Here is a 22,119-nt window from a genome sequence, read left to right on the forward strand (position 1 = left end):
TCGCGGGGGCTTCCCGTTGCCGGGCGGGCGTCAGGGTTTGCGGCCCACCCCGCCGTGCTGGCCGATGGGCTGCGGCGCCTCGTCGCCCGGCTCGGGGTGCCACAGGGGGACGGAGACGATGCCGGGCTCCACCAGGTCCAGGCCCTCGAAGAACGCGGCGATCTGGTCGACCGGGCGCAGGAAGTACGGGACGGCGCCGGTCTCGTTGTAGGCGTCCTGGGCCTGCTCGTAGGCCGGGTCGGTGCCGCGGGAGCCCTCGTTGAGGGAGAGGTAGCTGCCGGAGGGCAGCCCGGCCAGCAGGCCGCGGACGAGGTCGCGGGCCTGGTCGTAGTCGGCGACGTGGCCGAGGATGCCGCTGAGGATCAGGGCCGTGGGGCGGGTGAGGTCCAGCGTCTTCGCGGCCGCGGCCAGGATCTTGTCCGGGTCGTAGAGGGAGAGGTCCTCGTACGCCGTGACGCCCTCCGGGGTCGATGTCAGCAGGGCGCGGGCGTGGGCCAGGACCAGCGGGTCGTTGTCGACGTAGACGATCCTCGACTCGGGCGCGAGGCGCTGGGCGACCTCGTGGGTGTTGTCGACGGTCGGGAGTCCGGTGCCGACGTCGAGGAACTGGCGTACGCCCGCCTCCGTGACCAGGTACCGGATGCTGCGGCCCAGGAAGGCGCGGCTGCTGCGGGCGATGGTGACGATGCCGGGGAAGACGGCGGTGTAGGCGTCTCCGGCCGCCTCGTCCACGGGGTAGTTGTCCTTGCCGCCCAGCCAGTAGTTCCAGATGCGGGCCGAGTGCGGTACCGAGGTGTCGATCTCCGTCATGCGCCCATGGTGCTACGGCACATCGGGCTCGCAGGGCACATTGAGGGAGAGAAGTGCGGCGGATCCGTCGGTGTTCATGCGGAGTTCGCTGATCGCCACGTTGCGCAACCTCGGGAACACTCTGCGGTACTCCCCCGCCGGGATCGACAGCAGGGTGCACAGCACCAGCCGGAACAGGGTGTTGTGGGCGACGACGAGGACGCGCCCGCCGGGGTGGGCCGCGGCGATGCGGCGCAGGGCGGCGGCACCGCGTTCGGCGGCGGCGGCAGGGTTCTCCGCCTGCGGGAACGGGTGGGCCACCGGGTCGGTGCGGAACGCTTCCGCGGCCGCCGGGTCCTCCGCCGCGAACTCCGCGAGCGTACGGCCCTCCAGCACACCGAAGTCGCATTCACGCAGGTCGTTTTCGCGGCGCGGGGTGATGCCGAGGGCCCGGCAGGCGGGGTCGGCGGTGGCGACGGCACGGGAGAGGGGCGAGGTCCAGATCGCGTCCACCGGGTGGCCGGCGGCCCAGCGCCCGAGCGCCTCGGCCTGGGCACGACCCGTGTCGGTGAGGGGGACGTCCCTGACGCCGGCGTAGCGGTTCTCGGCGTGCCAGATGGTCTGGCCGTGGCGGGCGAGGAGGAGGGTTGTGGCAGTGGTCATGGGTGGTCCGGTGGGGTGTGAGGGGTGGCTGCGGTGCTGGGTGCTGGCCTGGCAACCGGCGTGGGGCTGGGGCAGGGGTGGGGACGCTCGCCCGCGCTTGCCGGGTGCCGCCTCTCTTTGGGTCGGGAGCCGCCCCAGCGGCACGACTGCCCGCAGGCTGGGCGGGACGGCTGACCGCAGGCCGGGACCGTCAGCTGCCCGCAGGCTGGGTGGGGCGGCTGGCCGCAGGCTGCGCGGGCTGAGCAGCCGACGGTGCTGCAACGCCCTTGGGGGCGCGGGGAACTGCGCGACCAGCCACCGACAACCCGCAGCCGCCATCGAACCCAAGGCCCCGAGCTCGTGGGCTACGTCGGCCGACCGATCGCAGGCCGGGGCCCGCAGCGGAGGTGGGTTCATGAAGCCGAAGTATCCACGTCCAGGCGAGCGTGCGCGTGCGCCGCGACCGGGGGTGGGAGCCAGCCCCGGGCCGCCAGCTCGTCGATCAGTCGGGCGTACGATGACGCGAAGCGGGTCGTGCGGTCGGGGCGGGGTTCGATGGTCGGGCCGAGGCGGACCATGCCTTCCGCGGCGTCCGAGAGGTGCTGCGCCGCGCCCGCGCCGTACGCCGCCAATGCCGCCATCCCCAGGGCCGGTTCCGTCTGCCGCGGAACGCGGGCCGGGCGGCCCAAAATGTCGGCGCGCAGTTGGTTCCAGTACGGGCTGCGGGCGGCGCCGCCCGTGAAGGTGAGGGGGCCGTCGAGGGGGGCGCCGAGGTGGTGCAGATAGTCCAGGCACAGGCGTTCCGTGAAGGCGACGCCCTGGAGGAGCGCGGCCCACAGGTCGGCGTCCGACTCCGGTTCGCCCAGCAGGAGCGCGGAGGCGTCCGGGGCCAGGAACGGGAAGCGCTCGCCGGGTGACACGAGGGGGTACGTGATCGCGCCGGACGGCTCGTACGCGGCGGCGAGCTCGTCCATGGCCGCCGCATCCGCGCCCGCGAACGCCGCCGTCAGCACACCCGCCCCCACACTCGACGCACCCCCTGGCAGCCAACTCCCGTCCGGCGCCCGATGGTTGTAGACCACGCCGGTCGGGTCCCGGACCGGGGTCGGGGACGCCCCCTTGAGGACCAGCGTGGTGCCGAGCACCGAGTTCCAGGAACCCGGGCGCAGGGCGGCGGAGGCGATCTGGGCCGCGCAGCCGTCGGTCATCCCGGCGATGACGGGGGTGCCGGTGGGGATGCCGGTGGTCTCGGCGGCGGTCGGGGAGACCTCGCCGAGCCGGCTGCCGGGCCGTACGACGTCGGGGATCGCCGTGTCGGGCAGGCCCAGTCGGGGCAGCATGGACGGCCAGGCGTCGCGCTCGAGGTCGTAGCCGGTCTTGAGGGCGTGGCTGGAGTCGGCCGGGGGCAGCTCGCCGGTGAGGAGGGCCACGATCAGGTCCGGCTGGTGGGTGATCCGCCCCTGCCCGTAGGCCTCGGTCAGCCACACGGCCTTCGGCAGTGCCCAGGTGTCCTGCACCGCGAGGCCCGCCATCCGTGCCCGCGCCGCCTCCGCCGTCGCCCGGCCGTCGTCGTACATCAGCGCGGGGCTCATCGGCCGCCCCGCCCCGTCCGTCAGCAGCACGGTGCCGGACGTCCCGCACACCGCGAGCCCGCCGACCCGCACCCGCGAACGCCCGTGCAGCGCGGCCCGGGACGCCGAGCACAGCGCGTCCCACCACTCCGCCGGATCCTGCTCGTGCCGCACCCCGTCCCGCCGCCCGGCCAGTGGGGCCGAGCCGCTGCCGAGGACCGTGCCGTCGCCCGTCACCAGCAGCACGCGGACGCTCTGGGTGCCCAGGTCGATCCCGAGCCAGGCTTCGTCCTCAATTCGCTCATCCGCCATCCGGAACCTCCCGCATATCGCGATCCGATCCGTGAACTTCTCACTCTGCACTGAGATTTTCGCGTGCGCGAGGGATTGACGGCCAACTTCCGCCGTTCCACCCTCTGTTAACGAGTCGACTCGCCGTGTTAACCGGAGCACCCGTATGGCCGAACCCCACGTGGAGGTCACGGATGGACACGCACGTGCACGACCGCCGCCGCTTCCTCGCCCTCGCCGCCGCGGCCGCCGCGACCCCGCTGCTCGCGGCCTGCGGTGCCGGGTTCGGCGGTGACGACGACAAGAGCGACGGCTCGGCGGCGGACGACGTCACCGGCTCCTTCGACTGGAAGCGGGAGAAGGGCACGACCGTCAAGGCGCTGCTGAACAAGCACCCGTACACGGACGCGCTGGTCGCCGACCTGAAGTCGTTCACCGAGAAGACCGGCATCAAGGTCGAGTACGACGTCTTCCCCGAGGACAACTACTTCGACAAGCTCACCGTCGACCTGTCCAGCGGACGCGCCTCCTACGACGTCTTCATGCTGGGCGCCTACATGGTCTGGCAGTACGGTCCGCCCGGCTGGCTGGAGGACCTCGGCCCCTGGATGCGCAACTCCTCCGCCACCGGCGCCGAATGGGACCAGGCCGACTTCTTCCCGAACCTCCTCCAGGCCGACCAGTGGTCCCTGAAGGCCGGCGCACCGCTCGGCCAGGGCGGCCAGTACGCACTGCCGTGGGGCTGGGAGACGAACGTCGTCGCCTACAACACGGACGTCTTCAAGCGGCTCGGGCTGAAACCCGCCGAGACCTTCGACGAGCTGCGCGAACTCGCGGGGACGATCAAGCGCAAAGCCCCCGGCGCCGGTTTCGACGGCATGTACGGGATCGCCGTACGGGGATCGAGGAGCTGGGCGACGATCCACCCGGGCTTCATGACCATGTACGCCCGCAACGGACTCAAGGACTTCACAGTCGAGGGCGGGAAGCTCACACCCGCCATGAACACCCCGGAGGCCGTCGCCTTCACCGAGGACTGGGCCGGCATGGTCAAGCAGGGCGGGCCGCCGTCCTGGACGTCGTACACCTGGTACCAGTGCTCCAGCGACCTCGGCGCGAAGAAGGCCGGGATGCTGTTCGACGCGGACACGGCCGCGTACTTCCAGGCCGTCGAGGGGGCGAGTCCCGCCTCCGGGAAGATCGCCTTCCATCCCGGGCCGAAGGGACCGGACGGGTCCCTCGCCACCAACATGTGGATCTGGTCGCTCGGCATGAACGCCAAGAGCAAGAAGAAGAGCGCCAGTTGGCTGTTCCTGCAGTGGGCGACCGGCAAGGAGCACCTGCGCAAGAGCGCGATCACGCACAACCACATCGACCCGGTGAGGAAGTCGATCGCCGACGACGGCGCCTACAAGGACAAGATGAGGCACCTGCCCGGTTTCATCGAGACCTTCGAGACCGTCGTCGACCAGACGAAGATCCAGTTCACCCCGCAGGCGCAGTTCTTCGACGCGACCACCAGCTGGGCGGCGGCCCTCCAGGAGATCTACGGCGGCAAGGGCGCCAAGTCGGTCCTGGACGGGCTGGCGGGCGACCTGGCCGGCAAGGTGGGCTAGCCCGATGGGATGGCGGCTCGCGCTTCGCCCGTACGTCCTGATCGTCCCCGCCCTGCTGCTGACCTGCGGGATCCTCTACCCCTTCGGGCTCGGCCTGTACTACACGCTGTTCGACTTCTCGGCGAGCAAACCGCAGCCGGACATGGTGCGGTTCGAGAACTACGAGACCGTCTTCACGCAGGAGGCCTTCTGGAACTCGGCGTGGGTGACGGTGCTGTACGCGGTGGGCGCGGCCATGGTCGAGATGGTGCTGGGCGTGGCCGTCGCACTGCTGCTGCACCGGTCGACGCTGGTCGGGCGCGTGCTGGAGAAGATCCTCATCCTGCCGCTGATGATCGCGCCGGTGATCGCGGCGATCATCTGGAAGCTGATGCTCCAGCCGTCGGTCGGAGTGGTCAACTACCTGCTGAGACCCTTCGGGCTGGGCGGGGTCCAGTGGACCGACACCCCGACCGGCGCGCTGCTGTCGTCCATCGCCGTGGACGTGTGGGTGTACACGCCGTTCGTGGCGATCCTCGCCCTGGCCGGGCTGCGCTCACTGCCCACGTCCCCCTTCGAGGCGGCGGCCGTCGACGGGGCGGGCTGGTGGTACACCTTCCGGCGGCTGACGCTGCCGATGCTGTGGCCGTACGTCCTCGTCGCGGTGATCTTCCGGTTCATGGACTCACTGAAGGTGTTCGACATCATCTACGCCCTGACGGAGGGCGGCCCGGGCGACTCGACCGTGGTCCTGCAGATCCGGGCGTATCTGGAGGCCATCCGCTTCCAGCGCTACTCCTTCGGGATCAGCTACACGATCGTGCTGTGGGCCGTGGTGTACCTGGCCGCGATGGTGCTGGTGAATCACCTCGGCAAGATCCAGCGGAAGGCCGCGGAGGTGAGTGCCAAATGACCTGGCGGAAAGGCCTGTTGGGGTGGCTGGCGGACGCCGCCCTCATCCTCTACTTCGTCTTCGCGCTGTTCCCGATCGCCTGGATGGTGATCCTGTCGCTGAAGCCGGCGAACGAACTCTTCTCCACCTACTTCTCCTTCTCCCCCACCCTCGACGGCTACCGCACGGTCCTCGGTGACAGCGAGGGCATCCCCTTCGTCCGCTTCTTCGTCAACAGCCTGGTCGTGTCACTGGGCGCGGTCGCGCTGTCCCTGCTCGTCGGCCTCCCGGCGGCGTACGCGTCGGCACGCTGGCGGTTCAAGGGCTCCGAGAACCTGATGTTCACGCTGCTGTCGTTCCGGTTCGCACCCGAACTGACCGTGATCATCCCGCTGTTCGTGCTCTACCAGAAGCTGGGCCTGTTCGACACGTACGTCGGCATGATCTGGGTGCTCCAGCTCGTCACGCTCCCCCTCATCGTGTGGATCATGCGCTCGTACTTCGCCGACCTCACCCCCGAGCTGGAGCAGGCGGCCCTGCTGGACGGCTACACCCGCAAGCAGGCCTTCGTGAAGGTGGCGCTCCCCCTCGTGAAACCGGGCGTGGCGGCCGTGTCCCTGCTGGCCTTCATCTTCGCCTGGAACAACTTCGTCTTCCCCCTCATCCTCACCTCCAACGAGGCCCAGACCGTGACCGTCGGCGCCCTGTCCTTCCTCGGCGGCGACCGCCCCAAGTACAACCTCACGGCCGCGGCGGCCCTCGTCTCCGTCGTACCGCCCCTGCTGCTCGCCCTCACCATCCAGCGGTATCTGGTGCGGGGCCTGTCGTTCGGGGCGGTGAAGTCATGAGCACGGCCATCGCACTGCGCGGGATCCGGAAGACGTACGGCAGGACCACGGCCCTCGACGGTCTCGAACTGGACGTGTCCGAGGGAGAGTTCTTCTGCCTGCTGGGCCCGTCCGGTGCGGGCAAGACGACCACCCTCAAGACCGTCGCCGGGCTCGAACAGCCCGACGCCGGCACGGTCGAACTCGACGGCAGGGACATGCGCGGCGTCGAGCCGTACGACCGCGGCGTGGCGATGTGCTTCGAGAGCTACGCCCTGTACCCGCACAAGTCGGCCTACGACAACCTCGCCTCGCCGCTCCGCTCCCCACGCCACCGCCTCCCCGCCGCACAGGCCCGGGAGCGGATCGGCGAGATCGCCGAACTCCTCGGCATCTCCGGCCTGCTGGACCGCCCCGTCGGCCGGCTCTCCAACGGCCAGCGCCAGCGCGTCGCCCTCGGCCGCGTCCTGGTCCGCCCCGCCCGCGCCTTCCTCCTCGACGAGCCGCTCTCCCACCTCGACGCCAAGCTGCGCCAGCAGATGCGGGCCGAGCTGAAGGCGATCGGAGCGGTCCAGCGCACCACCACGCTCTACGTCACCCACGACTCCGTCGAGGCCCTCGCGCTCGGCGACCGGATCGGCGTCATCCGAAACGGACGGATCGTGCAGACGGGGACCCGGGAGGAGATCTGGTACCGCCCCCACGACACGGAGGTGGCGCGGGCCTTCGGACGCCCCCGGATCAACCTGCTGCCGGGGACGGTGACGCAGGACGGCGGCTTCCGCTCGGCGGACGGCAAGGTCGACCTGCCGATCAGAGCCGGGGCGGCGCCCGGCACCGACGTCCTGATCGGCGTCCGCCCCCGCGATCTCAGCCTCGGCGAGGGCGGCCCCGGACACGAGCTCACCGGCACGGTCTACGTCACCGAGGTGCTCGGCCGGTCCGTGGAGGTCACCGTCCGGCTCGGCGAGCAGCACGTGTCGCTGGTCGCCCCGCGCGGCGACGCGACCGGTCTTCGGCCCGACGATCCGGTGCGCCTGCGGGTCCGGCCTGAGAACCTGCTGCTGTTCGAGGCCGACCGGCCGCAGCGCCCAGGACGACGGATCGAGACACCATGAACGCCGGCAACAGCACCCCGCAACAGGGCCCCGCCGCCCGTCAGGCCGCCATGGCCGAGCAGGTCCTCGCCGACGGTTCGGCGACGGCCGCCGAGCTGGCCGAGCGGTTCGGGGTGAGCCTGATGACCATCCACCGGGACCTCGACGAGCTCGAACGTCAGGGCATCGTGAGGAAGTTCCGGGGCGGGGTGACGGCCCAGCCCTCCGGTGTCTTCGAGTCCAACGTCCAGTACCGGCTGAAGACGATGCGCGCGGAGAAGGCCGCCGTCGCCGACCGCGCCGTCGAACTCATCGAGCCCGGCATGGCGATCATGCTGGACGACTCCACCTCCACCCTGGAGATAGCCCGCAGGCTGCGCCTCGGCGAGGTCACCCCGCTCACGGTCGTCACCAATTTCCTGGAAGCGATCAACGTCCTCTCCGACCAGCGCGGCATCCACCTCATGGCCCTCGGCGGCGACTACGACCCCCTGCACTCCTCCTTCCTCGGGGTGTCCTGCGTGGAGGCGATAGAGCAACTGCGCGTGGACGTCTGCTTCGCGTCCACGTCGGCCGTGCACGGGGGTTACGCCTACCACCAGGAACAGCACATCGTGTCGGTGAAGCGGGCCATGCTCGACGCGGCCGCCCGCAACGTCCTGCTGATCGACCACACCAAGCTCGCCCGGGTCGCCCTGCACCGGGTGGTCCCCCTCTCCCGCTTCGACCTGCTCCTCGTGGACGACGGGGCGTCGGCGGAGGCACTGCGGGACCTGGACGAGCACAAGGTCACCTACGAAGTCTGCGCGAAGGCACCGACCGTGACGAAGGGCAGCGATGACCGAGCTGGAGCTACGTGATCTGCGCAAGACGTATCGTGCGCGGGGCCGCCCGGCGGTGGACGCCGTACGCGGCATCGACCTGGCCCTGCGCTCCGGCGAACTGCTGGGCCTCCTCGGCCCGTCGGGCTGCGGAAAGTCCACGACCCTCCGGATGATCGCCGGCCTGGAGACGGTGACCGGCGGCGACATCCTGGTCGACGGGACATCAGTGATCGCCCGCCCGGCCCAGCAGCGCAACATCGGGGTCGCGTTCGAGAACTACGCCCTCTACCCACCCCTGACGGTGGCGGAGAACCTGGCGTTCGGCCTGAAGGCACGGAACCGGGCCGCCCGCGGGGACGTCGACCGCAAGGTCAAGGACATCGCCGAACGCGTGGACCTGACCACCATCCTCGACGCCCGCCCAGCCGCCCTCTCCAGCGGCCAGAAACAACGGGTCTCCCTGGCCCGAGCCCTGATCCGCGAGCCGGACGTCCTCCTCCTCGACGAGCCCCTCTCCCACCTGGACGCGGCCCAGCGCGACACGACCCGCCGCGAGCTCAAACGCATCCAGCGCGACCTCGGCCACACCACCATCCTGGTCACCCACGACCAGGAGGAGGCCCTCTCCCTCGCCGACCGGATCGCCGTGATGAAGGACGGCGTGATCCAGCAGCTCGGCACCCCGTACGAGATCTACGACAGCCCGGCCAACGTCTTCGTGGCGGACTTCGTGGGCGAACCCGCGATCAACCTCCTCCCCGGCGTGACGACCGACGACGGCCACGCCCGCCTGTCGGACACGGCACACGTCCCCCTGCCGGTGCCGGTGGCCGCCGGCCGTCAGGTGACGGTCGGAATCCGCCCCGAGGACCTGACCCTGACCGGCGAAGGCGGCCTGCCCGCCCGCGTGGTGGCCCACGAGCCCCTCCTCGAATCGGGCATCGCGACCCTCGCCCTGCCCGGCGTCGAACGCCCCCTGGTCGTCCTCACCGACCCCGAGGTACGCCTCGCCCACGACGACCACGTCCACGTCACCGCCGACCCCCACCTCACCCATGTCTTCGACGCCGAGACGGGAGACTCACTCCGATGACCAACGGGAACGCTGTGCGTGTGGTGGCCGCGGGCGACCACTTCATCCTGCCGTCGCTCATCAGAGAGGCACTCGCTCCCGAACTCACCGGCCAGGTCTACGAATTGACCCTGGGCTGGCCCCTGCAGCCCTTCGGCCCGGTGGCCGAGGTGACGGAGGCGAGCGACGCCGAGGACGAGCTGATCGACGCGCTCACCGGGGCGCAGGTGCTCGTCACGCAGATGGGTCCGGTGACGGAACGCGTCCTGGCCGCCTGCCCCGACCTCCGCCTGGTCGTCGTCTGCCGGGGCGGCCCGGTGAACGTCAACCTGGACGCGGCCAAGCGGCACGACGTCCGCGTCTGCTACGCCCCCGGCCGCAACGCCGCCGCCACCGCCGAGTTCACCGTCGGCCTCATGCTGGCGGCCCTGCGCCGCATCCCTCAGGCCCACGAGCTCCTGGCCCGGCAAGGGAGTTGGGAGGGCGCGACGTACTACACCTACGAGCACAGCGGCCTGGAACTGGAGGACCTGCCCGTCGGCCTGGTCGGCTACGGGGCGGTCGGCAGCCGGGTGGCCCGCGTGCTGTGCGCCTTCGGTGCACGGGTGATGGTCTACGACCCGTACGTCCACCACCATGAGATCCACGGCCTGCGGGTGCGGTCGCTGGACCAACTCCTCCGCGAATCAAGGCTTATCACGCTGCACGCCCGCCTCACCGCCGAGACACGGGGCCTGATCGGCGCCCGTGAGCTGGCCCTGCTGCCACCCGGCGCTGTAGTGGTGAACGTGGCGCGCGGCCCCCTGCTGGACGAGGGGGCGCTGTGCGACGCGCTGGAGAGCGGGCAGGTGTCGGCGGCGGCGCTCGACACCTACGTACAGGAGCCCCTGCCCCCGGACTCCCGCCTGCACGCCCTCGCCGACCGGGTGGTCCTGACCCCCCACCTGGGCGGCGCGTCCCGCGCGGTGGCGGAGAAGGCGGCGGCGATCGCCGCGGCGGAGGTGGGCCGCTGGGTCCGGGGTGAGCCCCTCGCACACTGCCTGACGTGAGGCCCGTTGCCACCAGCCGGTCCGGGCGAGAGCCCACCAACGCCGGTGACCCCCACCAACGCCAGGTGACGGCCCACCAACGCCGGTGGCTCCCACCAACGCCGGGTGACGGCCCACCAACCTCACTGGGCCGACGACACCGGCCGCGAGGGAGCCGCAGGGGCGCGCCGGTGTCGAGACGGCGAACGCGCGGAGGCCCGAAGGGCCGAGCACGATCGCCGTCTCGACACCGGCATGTGGCGCCCCGAAGGCGACCGAGCCAGAAATTCGGCACACCAGCCGCAAAAAGCACCACACAGCCGACCGAGCCAAAGAGGTAGGTGCGGAATGTACGTCGGCATCGATGTAGGCACGTCCACGGTGAAGGCCGCCGCCTTCAACGCCGAGGGCGACGAACTGACCGTCGCCTCCCGCCCAGTGGGCCTCGCCCTGCACGGCGGCGTCGTCGAGCAGGACATGGACGAGGTGTACGGGGCGGTAGTAGCCGTACTGCAAGAAGTGACCGCGCGCGTCCCCGACCCGGTCGACCTGGCCGGCCTCACCGGCCAGGGCGACGGCGTATGGCTCGTCGACACAGCCGGCCGCCCCCTACGCCCCGCCGCCTCCTGGATGGACGGCCGGGCGCATGAACTGGTCGACCGCTGGCTGGCGGACGGCACGTTCGAGGCGGTGTTCCGGCGCACGGGCAGCGCCATGTTCCCGGGCTGTCCGGGCCCGCTTCTCGCCTGGCTGGACAGCCATGAGCCGAAGGCGCTGAACGAGGCGAGCGCGGCGGTCTACTGCAAGGACATGGTGTTCCAGCGGCTCACCGGAGCGGGCCCGACGACCGACGTCTCGGACGCGTCGATGCCGTTCCTGGACCCCCGCACCCGGACGTACGACAACCGGGTCGTCGAGCTGCTCGGCCTGACCCACCGCCGGGGCCTGCTCGCCCCCGTCAGCGACCCGATCGCAACGGCACGGATCCGCGCCGCGGGCGAGGACGAGGGCGAGGGCCTTCCGCCCGGCACCCGTATCGCGAACGGCCCGTACGACCTCCCGGCCTGCGCCCTGGGCGCGGGGGTCACGCGACCCGGCGACGGTCTCCTCATCGTCGGCACCTGTCTGGCCAGTCTGGTCGCGACCACCGACCTCGACCTCACCGGCGAACCCGCCGGCCTCTACATCAACACGGACCGCCCCGGCCACTGGCTGCGTGCGATGCCCGCGATGGTCGGTACGGCGGCGCTGGACTGGGTGCTGTCGACGACGGGCGTCCAGCACGGCCAGGTGGACGGCCTGCTGGCGGAGACCCCACCGGGAGCCAACGGCGTACGCGTCCTCCCGTACTTCGCACCGTCCGGCGAGCGTGCCCCCTTCGTCGAGCCCCGTCTGCGCGCCGAACTCACCGGTGTCTCCCTGGAGTCGACCCCGGCCGATCTGATCCGGGCGACCTGCGAGGGCATCGGCTACGCGGCCCGGCACTGTCTTCAGGCGGCGGGGCTGACCGGGACGCTGGCCGTCTGCGGCGGCGGCACCCGCAGCCCGGCCTGGATGCGGCTGCTCGCCGACGTCCTGGGGCGTTCTCTGCGTGTCGTCGAGGGCGAGGTGGGCGCGCGGGGCGCGGTGCTGGCGGCGGCCGAGCGGTACGGAGTGTCGCTGGACGTGGAGGCGTGGACGAGGCCGACGGCGGTCGTCGAGCCGGACGCGGGGCGGGCGGCGTACTACGCGAAGGGGTACGAGGAACACCTGGCCCGTCTGAGGGAGGCGCGCGCCCGGACCCGCACGTGAACGGCCGTATGAGGAAAGGGAGTTGTATGAACCCGAGACGTAGAGCCCTCCTGCTCGCGGCCGCCGCCACCCCGGCGGCCGCTGCCGTGCCCGCGACCGCTGCCCTGCCCGCGGCTGCCGCTGAGGCGGCCGGCGGGCCGCGTCGTCCGCTCGTCATCGGCCATCGCGGCGCGGCCGGCTGGCGCCCGGAGCACACGGCGGCCTCGTACACGTACGCCGTGCAGACCGGCGCCGACTGGATCGAACCGGACCTGGTGCCGACGAGGGACCACGTCCTCGTCGTCCGGCACGAGAACGAGATCTCGCAGACGACGGACGTGGCCCGGCACCCGGAGTTCGCCGGCCGCCGCACCACGAAGACGGTGGACGGCCGGCAGGTCACCGGCCGCCGCACCACGAAGACGGTGGACGGCCGGCAGGTCACCGGCTGGTTCACGGAGGACTTCACGCTCGCCGAGCTCAAGACGTTACGGGCGGTCGAACGCCTCCCGCTGGTCCGCAACCGCAACACCGTGTTCGACGGCCGCGAGGAGGTGCTCACCTTCCAGGAGGTGGTGGACCTGGCGCGCGGGCTGTCCAAGGCCTACGGCCGTACGATCGCCGTCTTCCCGGAGACCAAGCATCCGACGTACTTCCGCTCGATCGGCCTCCCCTTGGAGCCGAAGCTCGCGGAGGCGGTCCGCCGTAACCGCCTCGGCCCGCGCGAATGCGTCGTGCAGTCCTTCGAGCCGACGAGCCTGCAGCGGATGGCGGCGTATCGGTTGAAGGTGCCGCTGTGGCAGGCACTGGGCACCACCGGTGGGCCGTACGACCTGGTCTCGTCCGGCGATCCGACGACGTACAAGGACATGATGACCCCGGCGGGCCTGGCGCGGATCGCCGCGTACGCGGACTGGATAGGGCCGGACAAGTCGTCGGTCGCCGGTACGTCCCTCGTCGCGGACGCGCATGCGGCGGGGCTGCGGATCGGGCCGTACACCTTCCGGGCGGAGAACCAGTTCCTGCCGGCGGACTTCCGCCGGGGTGACGGAGCGAACGATTTCGGGGACGCGTTCGCGGAGTACGCGCTGTACTACGGGCTGGGGGTCGACGCGGTGGTGACCGACTTCCCGGATCTGGCGGTGATGGCGAGGAGGGGCTGATGTTCTTCAGGGACAAGCACTGCCCGACCTGTGGCGGCGGCGGCACGCAGAGGTTCACGCCGTTGAAGCCCGAGGAAAGGAAGGCACTCGGGACGGACCGCACGGACCTGTGGCGCTGTACCGCTCCTGGCTGCCGGTGGTATCAGCCCTGGAGCCATCAGGGCGGCGGGGGCCGGCTCCCGGAGGATCTGCAGAATCCGGGAGCCGACGACTCGCAGTGACCCGTGACGTCTACAGGTTGCTGAAGTCCGGTCCCTTGGTCCGGGTGCGCTTGATCTCGTAGAAGCCCGGCACGGAGGCCACGGCGAGGGTGCCGTCCCACAGCTTGGCGGCGTCCTCGCCCCTGGGCGCCGGGGTGACGACCGGGCCGAAGAAGGCGATCTGCTCGCCGTCGGGGCCGGGGACGGCGATGACCGGGGTGCCGACCTCCTGGCCGACCTTGTCGATGCCCTCCTTGTGGGAGGCGCGCAGCTGCGGTTCGTAGGGGGTGCCGTCCCAGTGCTCCAGGAGGGAGTCCGGCAGGCCGACGTCCTTCAGGGCGGCGGCGACGGTCTCCTTGCCGGGGCCCTCCTCCTTGTTGTGGATGCGGGTGCCGAGCGCGGTGTAGAGGTCGCCGAGCACCTCGGCGCCGTGCTCCTCCTGTGCCGCGATGACGACCCGGACGGGACCCCACGCCTTGGTCTCCAGCAGCTCGCGGTACTCCTCGGGGAGTTCGTCGAGCTTGTCCTCGTTGAGGACGGCCAGGCTCATCAGGTGCCAGCGGACCTCTATGTCGCGGACCTTCTCGACCTCCAGCACCCAGCGCGAGGTCATCCAGGCCCAGGGGCACAGGGGGTCGAACCAGAAGTCGACGGGGGTCTTGTCCGACATGTCTCTCCTCAAGGGGAAGCGTTTCCCCGGGAAACACTGCTGGTCGGTCCGCCCATTCCCAGCTGCTGTGTGTCAGGTGCGCATGGCAGGATCGGGGCTGTCCGCATACTGAACACCACTTCAAGGGAGTGCCGCCCGTGCCCGGTGAGAATCTGTCCCGCGACGAGGCCCGGGAGCGGGCCGCCCTGCTGTCCGTCGACGGGTACGACGTGTCCCTCGACGTGCGTTCCGCCATCGGCGACGGGGACTCCGAGAGCGGGGCGCCGCGCACCTTCCGTTCGGTCACGACGATCCGCTTCCGGTGCGCCGAGCCCGGCGCCACCAGCTTCGCGGACCTGATCGCGCCGAGTGTGACGGCCGTCTCCCTCAACGGCAAGGACCTGGATCCGAGCGAGGTCTTCGACGGCTCGCGGATCACCCTGGAGGACCTGGCCGCCGACAACGAGCTCGTCGTCGACGCCCAGTGCGCCTACTCCCGCACCGGCGAGGGCCTGCACCGCTTCGTCGACCCCGAGGACGGCGAGGTCTACCTCTACACCCAGTACGAGCCGGCCGACTCCCGCCGCGTCTTCGCGAACTTCGAGCAGCCGGACCTCAAGGCCCCGTTCCGCTTCGAGGTGCGGGCACCCGAGGGGTGGACGGTGTGGAGCAACGGCGTCGGTGAACTCGCCGACGGCGTCTGGCGGTTCGCGGAGACGAAGCCGATCTCGACGTACATCACGTGCGTCGTGGCGGGCCCGTACCACTACGTCACGGACTCCTACTCGCGTACGTTCGCCGACGGCACGACGCTGGAGATCCCCCTCGGCGCGATGTGCCGCAAGGGCCTCGCCCCGTACTTCGACGCCGACGACGTCTTCCTGGTCACCAAGCAGGGCCTGGACTTCTTCCACGACCACTTCGACTACCCGTACCCCTTCGGGAAGTACGACCAGGCGTTCGTGCCCGAGTACAACCTCGGCGCGATGGAGAACCCGGGGATGGTGACCTTCCGGGAGGAGTACATCTTCCGCGGCAAGGTGACACGGGCGTCGTACGAGGGCCGGGCGAACGTCATCCTGCACGAGATGGCGCACATGTGGTTCGGTGACCTGGTCACCATGGTGTGGTGGGACGACCTGTGGCTGAAGGAGTCCTTCGCGGACTTCATGGGTACCTTCGCGAACGTGGGCGCGACCCGCTTCACGGACGCCTGGATCACCTTCGCCAACCGCCGCAAGGCGTGGGCGTACCGCGCCGACCAGTTGCCCTCCACGCACCCGATCACGGCGGACATCCGTGACCTGCAGGACGCGAAGCTCAACTTCGACGGCATCACCTACGCCAAGGGGGCTTCCGTACTGAAGCAGCTCGTGGCGTACGTCGGCCAGGACGCGTTCCTGGAGGGCGCGCGGCGCTACTTCAAGCGGCACGCGTACGGCAACACGCGCCTCGGTGATCTGCTGTCGGTGCTGGAGGAGACCAGTGGCCGGGACATGGGGGCGTGGTCGCGGTCCTGGCTGCAGACGGCGGGCGTGAACTCGCTGACGCCGCAGGTGCTGCTGGACGCGGAGGGCCGGGTCGACGAGCTGGCGGTGGTGCAGGAGGCCGCGGAGTCGCACCCGGAGCTGCGTCCGCACCGGGTGGCGGTGGGCCTGTACCGGCGGGGCGCCAACGGGGCGCTGGAGCGGTACTCGCAGGCCGAGGTGGACGTCGACGGGCCGCGGACGGTCGTGGCGGAGCTGGCGGGCGCCGAGGCGCCGGAGCTGGTGCTGGTCAACGACGAGGACCTGACGTACTGCAAGACCCGCTTCGACGAGACGTCCCTGGCGACCCTGCGGGAGCACCTGGGTGCGCTGACCGACCCGCTCGCCCGTGCCCTGTGCTGGTCGGCGCTGTGGAACATGACGCGGGACGCGCTGCTGCCGGCGCGGGACTTCGTGGCTCTGGTGCTGCGGTTCGCGGGGCGCGAGTCCGACATCGGCGTGCTGCAGATGCTGCACGCGTGGGCGAACTCGTCGCTGGTCCACTATGTGGCGCCCGAGTGGCGTCCGGCCGGCGAGCGGCTGGTGGCCGAGGGCGCGCTGCGGGAACTGCGGGCCGCGGAGGCGGGCAGCGAGCAGCAGCTGGCGTGGGCGCGGTTCTTCGCGTCGGTGGCGTCGGGCCCGGAGGATCTGGCGTTGCTGCGGGGCCTGCTGGAGGGCACGGAGAAGGTCGAGGGGCTGGACGTCGACCAGGAGCTGCGGTGGGCGTTCCTGGAGCCGCTGGCCGCGCACGGCGTCGCGGACGAGTCGGTTCTGGCGGCCGAACTGGCCCGGGACGACACCGCGTCCGGCAAGCGCCACCAGGTGCGCTGCCTCGCCGCGCGGCCGTCGGCGGCGGTGAAGGCGCAGGCGTGGGCGCAGGTCGTGGAGTCCGACGCGCTGTCCAACGCCCTGGTGGAGGCGACCATCGCGGGGTTCGGTCAGCCGTCGCAGCGCGAGCTGCTCGTGCCGTACACCGAGAAGTACTTCGCGGCCATCGAGCGGGTGTGGGCGGAGCGGTCGATCCAGATCGGGATGGACGTGGTCCGGGGCCTGTTCCCGTCGCTCCAGCAGTCGCAGGCCACCTTGGACGCGACGGACGCGTGGCTCGCCGCCCATGAGGACGCGGCGCCGGCCCTGCGCCGTCTGGTGCTGGAGGCGCGGGACGATCTGGCGCGGGGGCTGCGGGGGCAGGCGTGCGACTCGGCGAGCGAGGCGTCCTGAACGGCGTTCCACGGCGTCGACGGCGTCAACCGAATGAGACCTTTGGCCAACGGTCTGGGCACTGCGTGACCGTTACGGAATTCAGGCAATAGCAGCCGTAACCCCTGGTCCAACCCGAACGGACCAGGGGTTTTCCATGCCTACTCGGCATCCGAACACCCGTCCTTTAGTGCCGGGTTGTCCGCTTTTGTCGACGAGCGTGTAACAGCGGTTAATCGGCGGACGAGACGCGGGAACCTCCGGGTCATGAACCACAACACCCCGGTCCCCCCGCTCTCCCCCCGCCCCCTGCGCCATCTCTCCGAGGTGCACCGGCGTGTCATGACGGCCGCGCAGTTGAAGTCGCACGGCATCCCGGCCGCCGAGATGAACGACCAGTGCCGCCCCGGCGGCCCCTGGCAGCAGATCCTCCCCGGCGTCTTCCTGCTCCACCCCGGCCCCCCGACCAGCGAGGAGCGCCTGCACGCGGTGCTGATGTACGCGGCGCGGGAACGATCTCCGGGCGTGCCGGCGCAGCCCGGCGCGGGCGAAGGGCACGCCCCCGCCTACCCGGAGGCGGTGATCACGGGCCTCGCGGCGCTGACCCTGCACGGCTTCTCGGCCACGCCGCCGCTCACCGCCCTGGACACGATCGACGTCCTGGTCCCCCGGCTGCGCCGGCTGCGCTCCACGGGCTGTGTCCGCATCCTGCGCACCTCCGCGCTCCCCGCCCCGCAGCAGGTGACGGGACTCCCGGTGGCCCCGGTCCCCCGCGCACTGGCCGACGCGGTGGCCGAACTGACGGACGCGGGCGCCGTACGCCGGCTGCTGACGGAAGCGGTCCGCGGCGGGCACTGCGAACCGGCGGCGGTGGTACGGGAGTTGAACCAGGCGAAGCTGCTGAACCGCCCGCACGTCGTGGACGCCGTGGACTCGCTGCTCGCCGAGGGCCGCGCGATCGCGGAGGACCGCCTGTACGAGATGGTCCACGTCCACGGCCTGCCCGACCCCGTCTGGAACGTCGACCTGCGCCTGCCCGGCGGCCCCCACCTCGGCGGCCTGGACGCGTACTGGCCGGAGCAGGCGGTGGCGTTGGAGCTGGACACCCGGGCACCCCGCCAGGACGAGGACGCCCTGTGGTCCGAGTACGCCCGCAAGCGCGAGCACCTGGAGCGCCTGGGCATCACGGTCGTGTACATCACCCCGAAGAAGCTCCGGGACGCGATGGAGCAGCAGGCGGCGGTGGTCCGTACGGCACTGATGGCGGCGGCGGACCGCGATCCGGCCGCGTATGTCGTGGTGCTGCCCCGGTAGTGACGGACCGGGACGCGCAGCGCCAGGAGGGGAGAGGAGGGGCCGCGGGGCCGAGACCCGGCGGCCCCTCCTCGTGTCACCGACAGGGCCTAGGTTGGCCGGATGAGATTCCGAGGCGTGTTGGTGGTGCTCTTCCTGTTGCCCGTGGCCTGGGGGCTGGTCGGCCTGGCGAGCGGCCGGGCGACTTCCGTCGCCCCCAAGTGCCCCGGGCTCCAGTTGGACGAGGTGGGTGAGGAGCACCCCGGCCGGATGCGGCCCGGCTTCACCTGTGCCGTGGGCTACGACACCGCCACCGGCCGGTCGACGGGCACGCGGACGTACGAGCAGCAGAAGTACGCCCAGGAGCAGGAGCGCGACGGCCGCTACCTTCGGGGTGCCGGTTACCTGGCCTACGGTGCGGTGGGGCTGACGGTCCTCGCCGTGAGCGGGCCGCTCCGCCTGCCGTGGCGGCCGCGCAGAAAACGTGAAGCCGCGGGTCGGCCGATATGAGGCGGTACGGACATCACGGGTGCATGAACGTCATGCTTCGTGTCCGGCTCGGCTCGATCGCCTCGCCCTTTCCGTCCTTTCCGCCCTTCCCGCCCTGTCCGCAGAACTCGGCCTCGATCACCGCGTCGGTGTCGCCCGTCCAGTCCCCGTTGAAGTTGAAGGCGAGGGAGTGGCGGCCGTCCGCCGTCGTGACCGCCTCCGAGATCGAGCCGTGGATGCCGCCGCCGTGGCCCCAGACCGTGACGCCGCAGCTCAGCTTGCGTTCGATCAGGCCGAGGCCGTAGCCCGCGTTCGGGATGTCCTCGACCTTGACCGTGGTCTTCATCTCGGACAGCTGCTTCGCGGGCAGGAGCCTGCCCTTGAGCAGGGCCGAGTAGAAGCGGTTCAGGTCGGCGGAGTCGGCGATCATGTCGCCCGAGCCGGTGGCCAGGGTCGGGTTGAGTTCGGTGACGTCGTACGTCGGTCCCGTGGCCGTCCGGGCGAGCTTGCCGTAGGCGCGGCTGCTCGGTTTCGGCAGCTTCGGGTAGGTGCCGGGGACGAGCGTGGCGTGCAGGTGCAGAGGCTTGATGACACGCCGGTGGATCTCGTCCCCGTAGGGGTTGCCCGTGACGCTCTCGATGACCATGGCGGCCAGGGTGTAGTTGGTGTTCGAGTAGTTCCAGGACGTGCCCGGGGCGAAGTCCGGCTTGTGCCCCATGGCGACGCGGACCAGTTCCTCGGGGGTCGCCGTGTCGTAGCGGTGCTCGAAGAAGCCTTCCTTGGAGAACGCCTTGCGGATGAACTCCTCGTCCGCCGTGTAGTTGAAGATGCCGCTGGTGTGGTTGAGCAGTTGGCGCAGGGTGATCTCGCTGCCGTCGTGGCCGTTGCCCTCGACGACACCGGGCAGCCACTTGTCCACCGTGTCGTCCAGCGACAGCCGCCCCTCGGCCTCCAGCTGGAGCAGCACGGTGGCCACGAAGGTCTTGGTGATGCTGCCCACCCGGTAGCGGTCCTGCGTCGCACGCGGTTTGCCGGTCTTGAGGTTGCCGACGCCCGCCGTGGCCGACCAGGTGCCGTGACCGTCCTTCGCGGTCGCCGTCACGCCGGGCACGCCGGCTTCGACCGCGGCCTCCATGGCCGTGCGGGTCGCCTCGTGGCCGGTCCCGCCGGGCGCGGCGACCGCGGGTGCGGCAAGGGCCACGGACAGTGCCACCGCCGTCGCCGCCACCAGGGTCGCGCGAGTCGTACGTACGCTCATGTCTCTCCCCCTACTCCTGCGCTCATGTCGAGCGTGGTCGGAGGGAGAGACCGGGCGCGTGCTGCGAAGGTTGAGGCGAGGGACGCCAGTTGAGTGAGTTTCAGCCCTTCTTCAGCACCAGCTCCGTGTTGCGGTCCTTCCGGTCGCCCGCGAGGGTCGTGCGCGCGCCGGGGGCGTTGAAGGACAGCTCGCGGTAGAGCGCCGCCAGACCCGTCTGGGAGAGGTCCGTGAAGTCGGTGCGGTGCGGGGCCGAGGACTCGATCAGCGTCGTGAACAGGGAGATCGTGCCGTCCTTGTTGTCCACCACCTCGATGATCCGGGCGAGTTGGGGGAAGTCGACGTGGGAGGCGGTGGAGATCTCCCAGAAGGAGCCGCCGCCGGAGCCGGACCGCGGGGTGACGACGTTCTTGTGGATGTGGCCGTTCACCCAGGCGAGGACGTTGCGGTGCCGGGCGAGGAGCTCCACCACCTCGGCGCCACCCACGCGCCGCTCGTTCGGGCGGGCCGGGTCGCGGCGCAGGTTGCCCATCGTCTCGCTGGTGTGATGGCTGAAGATGATCGCGTACGAGTCCTTGTTGTCGCGCAGCGTCCGGTCCAGCCACTTGAACTGGGCCGCCCCGACGGACCCTTCGTAGTGGCCGCCGGGGTCGGTGGTGTCGAGGCTGATGCCGATGACGTCGTCGGCGATGCGGAAGCTGTAGTACTGGGTGCCGGCGTCGAGGTTGGCCGTCGAGTAGCCGTGGCCGACCGGGCCGTGGCCGCGATGGGCCGGGTTCAGGTGGGCCTGTACGTACTGCCGGGGCGTGAACGGGGCGCGGCTCTCGTCCGGCGTGACCGAGCGCATCGAGCGGGCGTGGGCCTTGAGGAAGTCCTTGAAGACGGTGCCCCTCGGGTCCTTGTCCTGCTTGAGGGAGTCCTGGAGCTTCTTGGCGTCCGCCGCGGACACTGTCATCAGCTTCTTGCCGCCGACGGCGAGGTCGGTCAGGTAGGAGTCGCTGTGCGAGGCGTAGGTACCGAGCGGCATCGCGTCGTGGTTGCCGACCGTCGAGTACCAGGGGATGTTCAGGCCGGGACTCTGCAGTTCGCGGATCGCGGCGGCGAGGAAGCCCTCGATGTGCGGGAAGCCGAACTGCTTGTCGGCGTCGCGGATGCTGTCGTCGGCCTGCCAGTAGAGCTTGAGGCCGCTGTTCTGGACGCCCTCGTACTGCCGCGGGTCACCGGTGTTCGGGGTGACGCGGCCGCCGCTCATCACCGTCAGGAACCACTCCAGCTCGGACTTGCAGTTGTTGTCCGTGTTGTCGCCGGTGGTCATCGCGAAGTGCAGCGGGGCACCGGTCACGGGGGCGCCCCGCAGCGCGTTGATCCGCTCGACGAGCGCCACCGCGCCGGGCACGGTCAGCGCCTCCTGGGGCCGCCAGGCGTGCACGTCCGTCGAGCGGAGGTACTCCAGCCGCAGCGGGTGCTGGGCGTCGATCAGGTGCAGGTCGGTGAGCTGGACGAAGGCGGCGAGCGCCGTACGCCGCCTCTCGCGCCCCGCCTTGGCCGACGCCAGGTTCTCGCGGACGACCCGCCGCCAGCCGGGACCGTCACCGAGCCGGCGGTATCCGGAGTCACCGCGCGGGGTGGCGACGTTCGCGAGGGTGGTGCCACGGGTGTACGGCGCGAGCGCGACCGGCAGGTTCCGGGAGGCGCCGACGGGAGCCTCGGCGGCGGCGCCCGCGGCGGCGTTCGGCGCGCTCGCGGGGTTCGTGGTCGTGGCGGCCTGGCTGTCGGTGGGCCGCAGGGCGTAGCCGACGCCCGCGGAGAGGGTCACCGCTCCGGTGGCGGCGAGCAGGGTACGACGGTGGACCCCCAGCGCGGAGCTGGCGACAGAGCGTATGCGCGACATGGCGCGATCTCCCCGAGTGCGAACGCGTCGGCAGTGGTCGCGGGCTGTCGCTGCC

18 protein-coding genes are annotated in these 22,119 nt (G+C 71.0%); 12 read left to right on the plus strand and 6 right to left on the minus strand.

Features of this window, described 5'->3' with window-relative positions:
- Positions 1 to 30 precede the first annotated feature (30 nt).
- From ACZ7L6_RS34780 to ACZ7L6_RS34790, 3 genes are all read right to left on the minus strand, one after another.
- Positions 31 to 810: an SAM-dependent methyltransferase gene (locus tag ACZ7L6_RS34780; RefSeq protein WP_471930954.1), complete on the minus strand. Its 780-nt coding sequence runs from the start codon at positions 808 to 810 to the stop codon at positions 31 to 33.
- Positions 811 to 822: 12 nt separating this feature from the next.
- Positions 823 to 1,452, minus strand: a complete 630-nt coding sequence (locus ACZ7L6_RS34785) for a histidine phosphatase family protein (RefSeq protein WP_471930956.1) — start codon at positions 1,450 to 1,452, stop codon at positions 823 to 825.
- A gap of 392 nt (positions 1,453 to 1,844) precedes the next feature.
- Positions 1,845 to 3,314, minus strand: coding sequence for an FGGY-family carbohydrate kinase (locus ACZ7L6_RS34790; protein WP_471930958.1), 1,470 nt, complete (start codon positions 3,312 to 3,314; stop codon positions 1,845 to 1,847).
- A gap of 173 nt (positions 3,315 to 3,487) precedes the next feature.
- Between ACZ7L6_RS34790 and ACZ7L6_RS34795 the strand changes: the two genes are divergently transcribed.
- The 9 genes from ACZ7L6_RS34795 (at position 3,488) to ACZ7L6_RS34835 (ending at position 13,561) form a co-directional block, all read left to right on the plus strand.
- Complete coding sequence (locus ACZ7L6_RS34795) at positions 3,488 to 4,909, plus strand: ABC transporter substrate-binding protein (protein ID WP_471930960.1); 1,422 nt, start codon at positions 3,488 to 3,490, stop codon at positions 4,907 to 4,909.
- Between the two features lie 4 nt (positions 4,910 to 4,913).
- Positions 4,914 to 5,801 (plus strand): carbohydrate ABC transporter permease, encoded by an 888-nt coding sequence (locus tag ACZ7L6_RS34800; protein WP_471930962.1) that lies wholly within the window; start codon positions 4,914 to 4,916, stop codon positions 5,799 to 5,801.
- On the plus strand, positions 5,798 to 6,628 hold the full coding sequence (locus ACZ7L6_RS34805) for a carbohydrate ABC transporter permease (protein ID WP_471930964.1): 831 nt from the start codon (positions 5,798 to 5,800) through the stop codon (positions 6,626 to 6,628). The genes ACZ7L6_RS34800 and ACZ7L6_RS34805 overlap by 4 nt, the downstream gene beginning before the upstream one ends.
- The gene (locus tag ACZ7L6_RS34810) at positions 6,625 to 7,725 is read left to right on the plus strand and encodes an ABC transporter ATP-binding protein (protein WP_471930966.1); all 1,101 of its coding nucleotides are present in this window, start codon (positions 6,625 to 6,627) and stop codon (positions 7,723 to 7,725) included. Before ACZ7L6_RS34805 ends, ACZ7L6_RS34810 begins: the two co-directional genes overlap by 4 nt.
- Complete coding sequence (locus tag ACZ7L6_RS34815; protein ID WP_471930968.1) at positions 7,722 to 8,564, plus strand: DeoR/GlpR family DNA-binding transcription regulator; 843 nt, start codon at positions 7,722 to 7,724, stop codon at positions 8,562 to 8,564. The genes ACZ7L6_RS34810 and ACZ7L6_RS34815 overlap by 4 nt, the downstream gene beginning before the upstream one ends.
- Positions 8,542 to 9,621 (plus strand): ABC transporter ATP-binding protein, encoded by a 1,080-nt coding sequence (locus ACZ7L6_RS34820; RefSeq protein WP_471930970.1) that lies wholly within the window; start codon positions 8,542 to 8,544, stop codon positions 9,619 to 9,621. The genes ACZ7L6_RS34815 and ACZ7L6_RS34820 overlap by 23 nt, the downstream gene beginning before the upstream one ends.
- Positions 9,618 to 10,649, plus strand: a complete 1,032-nt coding sequence (locus ACZ7L6_RS34825; protein ID WP_471930972.1) for a 2-hydroxyacid dehydrogenase — start codon at positions 9,618 to 9,620, stop codon at positions 10,647 to 10,649. Before ACZ7L6_RS34820 ends, ACZ7L6_RS34825 begins: the two co-directional genes overlap by 4 nt.
- 327 nt (positions 10,650 to 10,976) lie before the next feature.
- Positions 10,977 to 12,419 (plus strand): FGGY family carbohydrate kinase, encoded by a 1,443-nt coding sequence (locus ACZ7L6_RS34830; RefSeq protein WP_471930974.1) that lies wholly within the window; start codon positions 10,977 to 10,979, stop codon positions 12,417 to 12,419.
- Positions 12,420 to 12,445: 26 nt separating this feature from the next.
- Positions 12,446 to 13,561, plus strand: a complete 1,116-nt coding sequence (locus ACZ7L6_RS34835; RefSeq protein ID WP_471930976.1) for a glycerophosphodiester phosphodiesterase family protein — start codon at positions 12,446 to 12,448, stop codon at positions 13,559 to 13,561.
- Positions 13,562 to 13,792: 231 nt separating this feature from the next.
- On the opposite strand, the gene ACZ7L6_RS34840 is transcribed toward ACZ7L6_RS34835, so the two are convergent.
- Positions 13,793 to 14,431: a mycothiol-dependent nitroreductase Rv2466c family protein gene (locus ACZ7L6_RS34840; protein WP_471930978.1), complete on the minus strand. Its 639-nt coding sequence runs from the start codon at positions 14,429 to 14,431 to the stop codon at positions 13,793 to 13,795.
- Between the two features lie 137 nt (positions 14,432 to 14,568).
- On the opposite strand from ACZ7L6_RS34840, the gene pepN reads away from it, so the two are divergent.
- The 3 genes from pepN (at position 14,569) to ACZ7L6_RS34855 (ending at position 18,939) form a co-directional block, all read left to right on the plus strand.
- A complete protein-coding gene (gene pepN / locus ACZ7L6_RS34845) occupies positions 14,569 to 17,157 on the plus strand; it encodes an aminopeptidase N (RefSeq protein WP_471930980.1) in 2,589 nt (862 codons plus the stop codon).
- A 246-nt stretch (positions 17,158 to 17,403) separates the two neighbouring features.
- Positions 17,404 to 18,450 (plus strand): hypothetical protein, encoded by a 1,047-nt coding sequence (locus ACZ7L6_RS34850; protein ID WP_471930982.1) that lies wholly within the window; start codon positions 17,404 to 17,406, stop codon positions 18,448 to 18,450.
- Between the two features lie 102 nt (positions 18,451 to 18,552).
- Positions 18,553 to 18,939 carry a hypothetical protein gene (locus ACZ7L6_RS34855; protein ID WP_471930984.1) on the plus strand — a complete coding sequence of 129 codons (387 nt, stop codon included), beginning with the start codon at positions 18,553 to 18,555 and terminating at the stop codon, positions 18,937 to 18,939.
- A gap of 13 nt (positions 18,940 to 18,952) precedes the next feature.
- Here ACZ7L6_RS34855 and ACZ7L6_RS34860 read toward each other — a convergent pair whose 3' ends face one another.
- Both ACZ7L6_RS34860 and ACZ7L6_RS34865 read right to left on the minus strand, forming a co-directional pair.
- Positions 18,953 to 20,176, minus strand: coding sequence for a serine hydrolase domain-containing protein (locus tag ACZ7L6_RS34860; RefSeq protein WP_471930986.1), 1,224 nt, complete (start codon positions 20,174 to 20,176; stop codon positions 18,953 to 18,955).
- 100 nt (positions 20,177 to 20,276) lie between these two features.
- Positions 20,277 to 22,064 carry a TIGR03767 family metallophosphoesterase gene (locus ACZ7L6_RS34865; protein WP_471930988.1) on the minus strand — a complete coding sequence of 596 codons (1,788 nt, stop codon included), beginning with the start codon at positions 22,062 to 22,064 and terminating at the stop codon, positions 20,277 to 20,279.
- Positions 22,065 to 22,119: the final 55 nt, after the last annotated feature.

Source organism: Streptomyces sp. NPDC107522, from assembly GCF_055657525.1.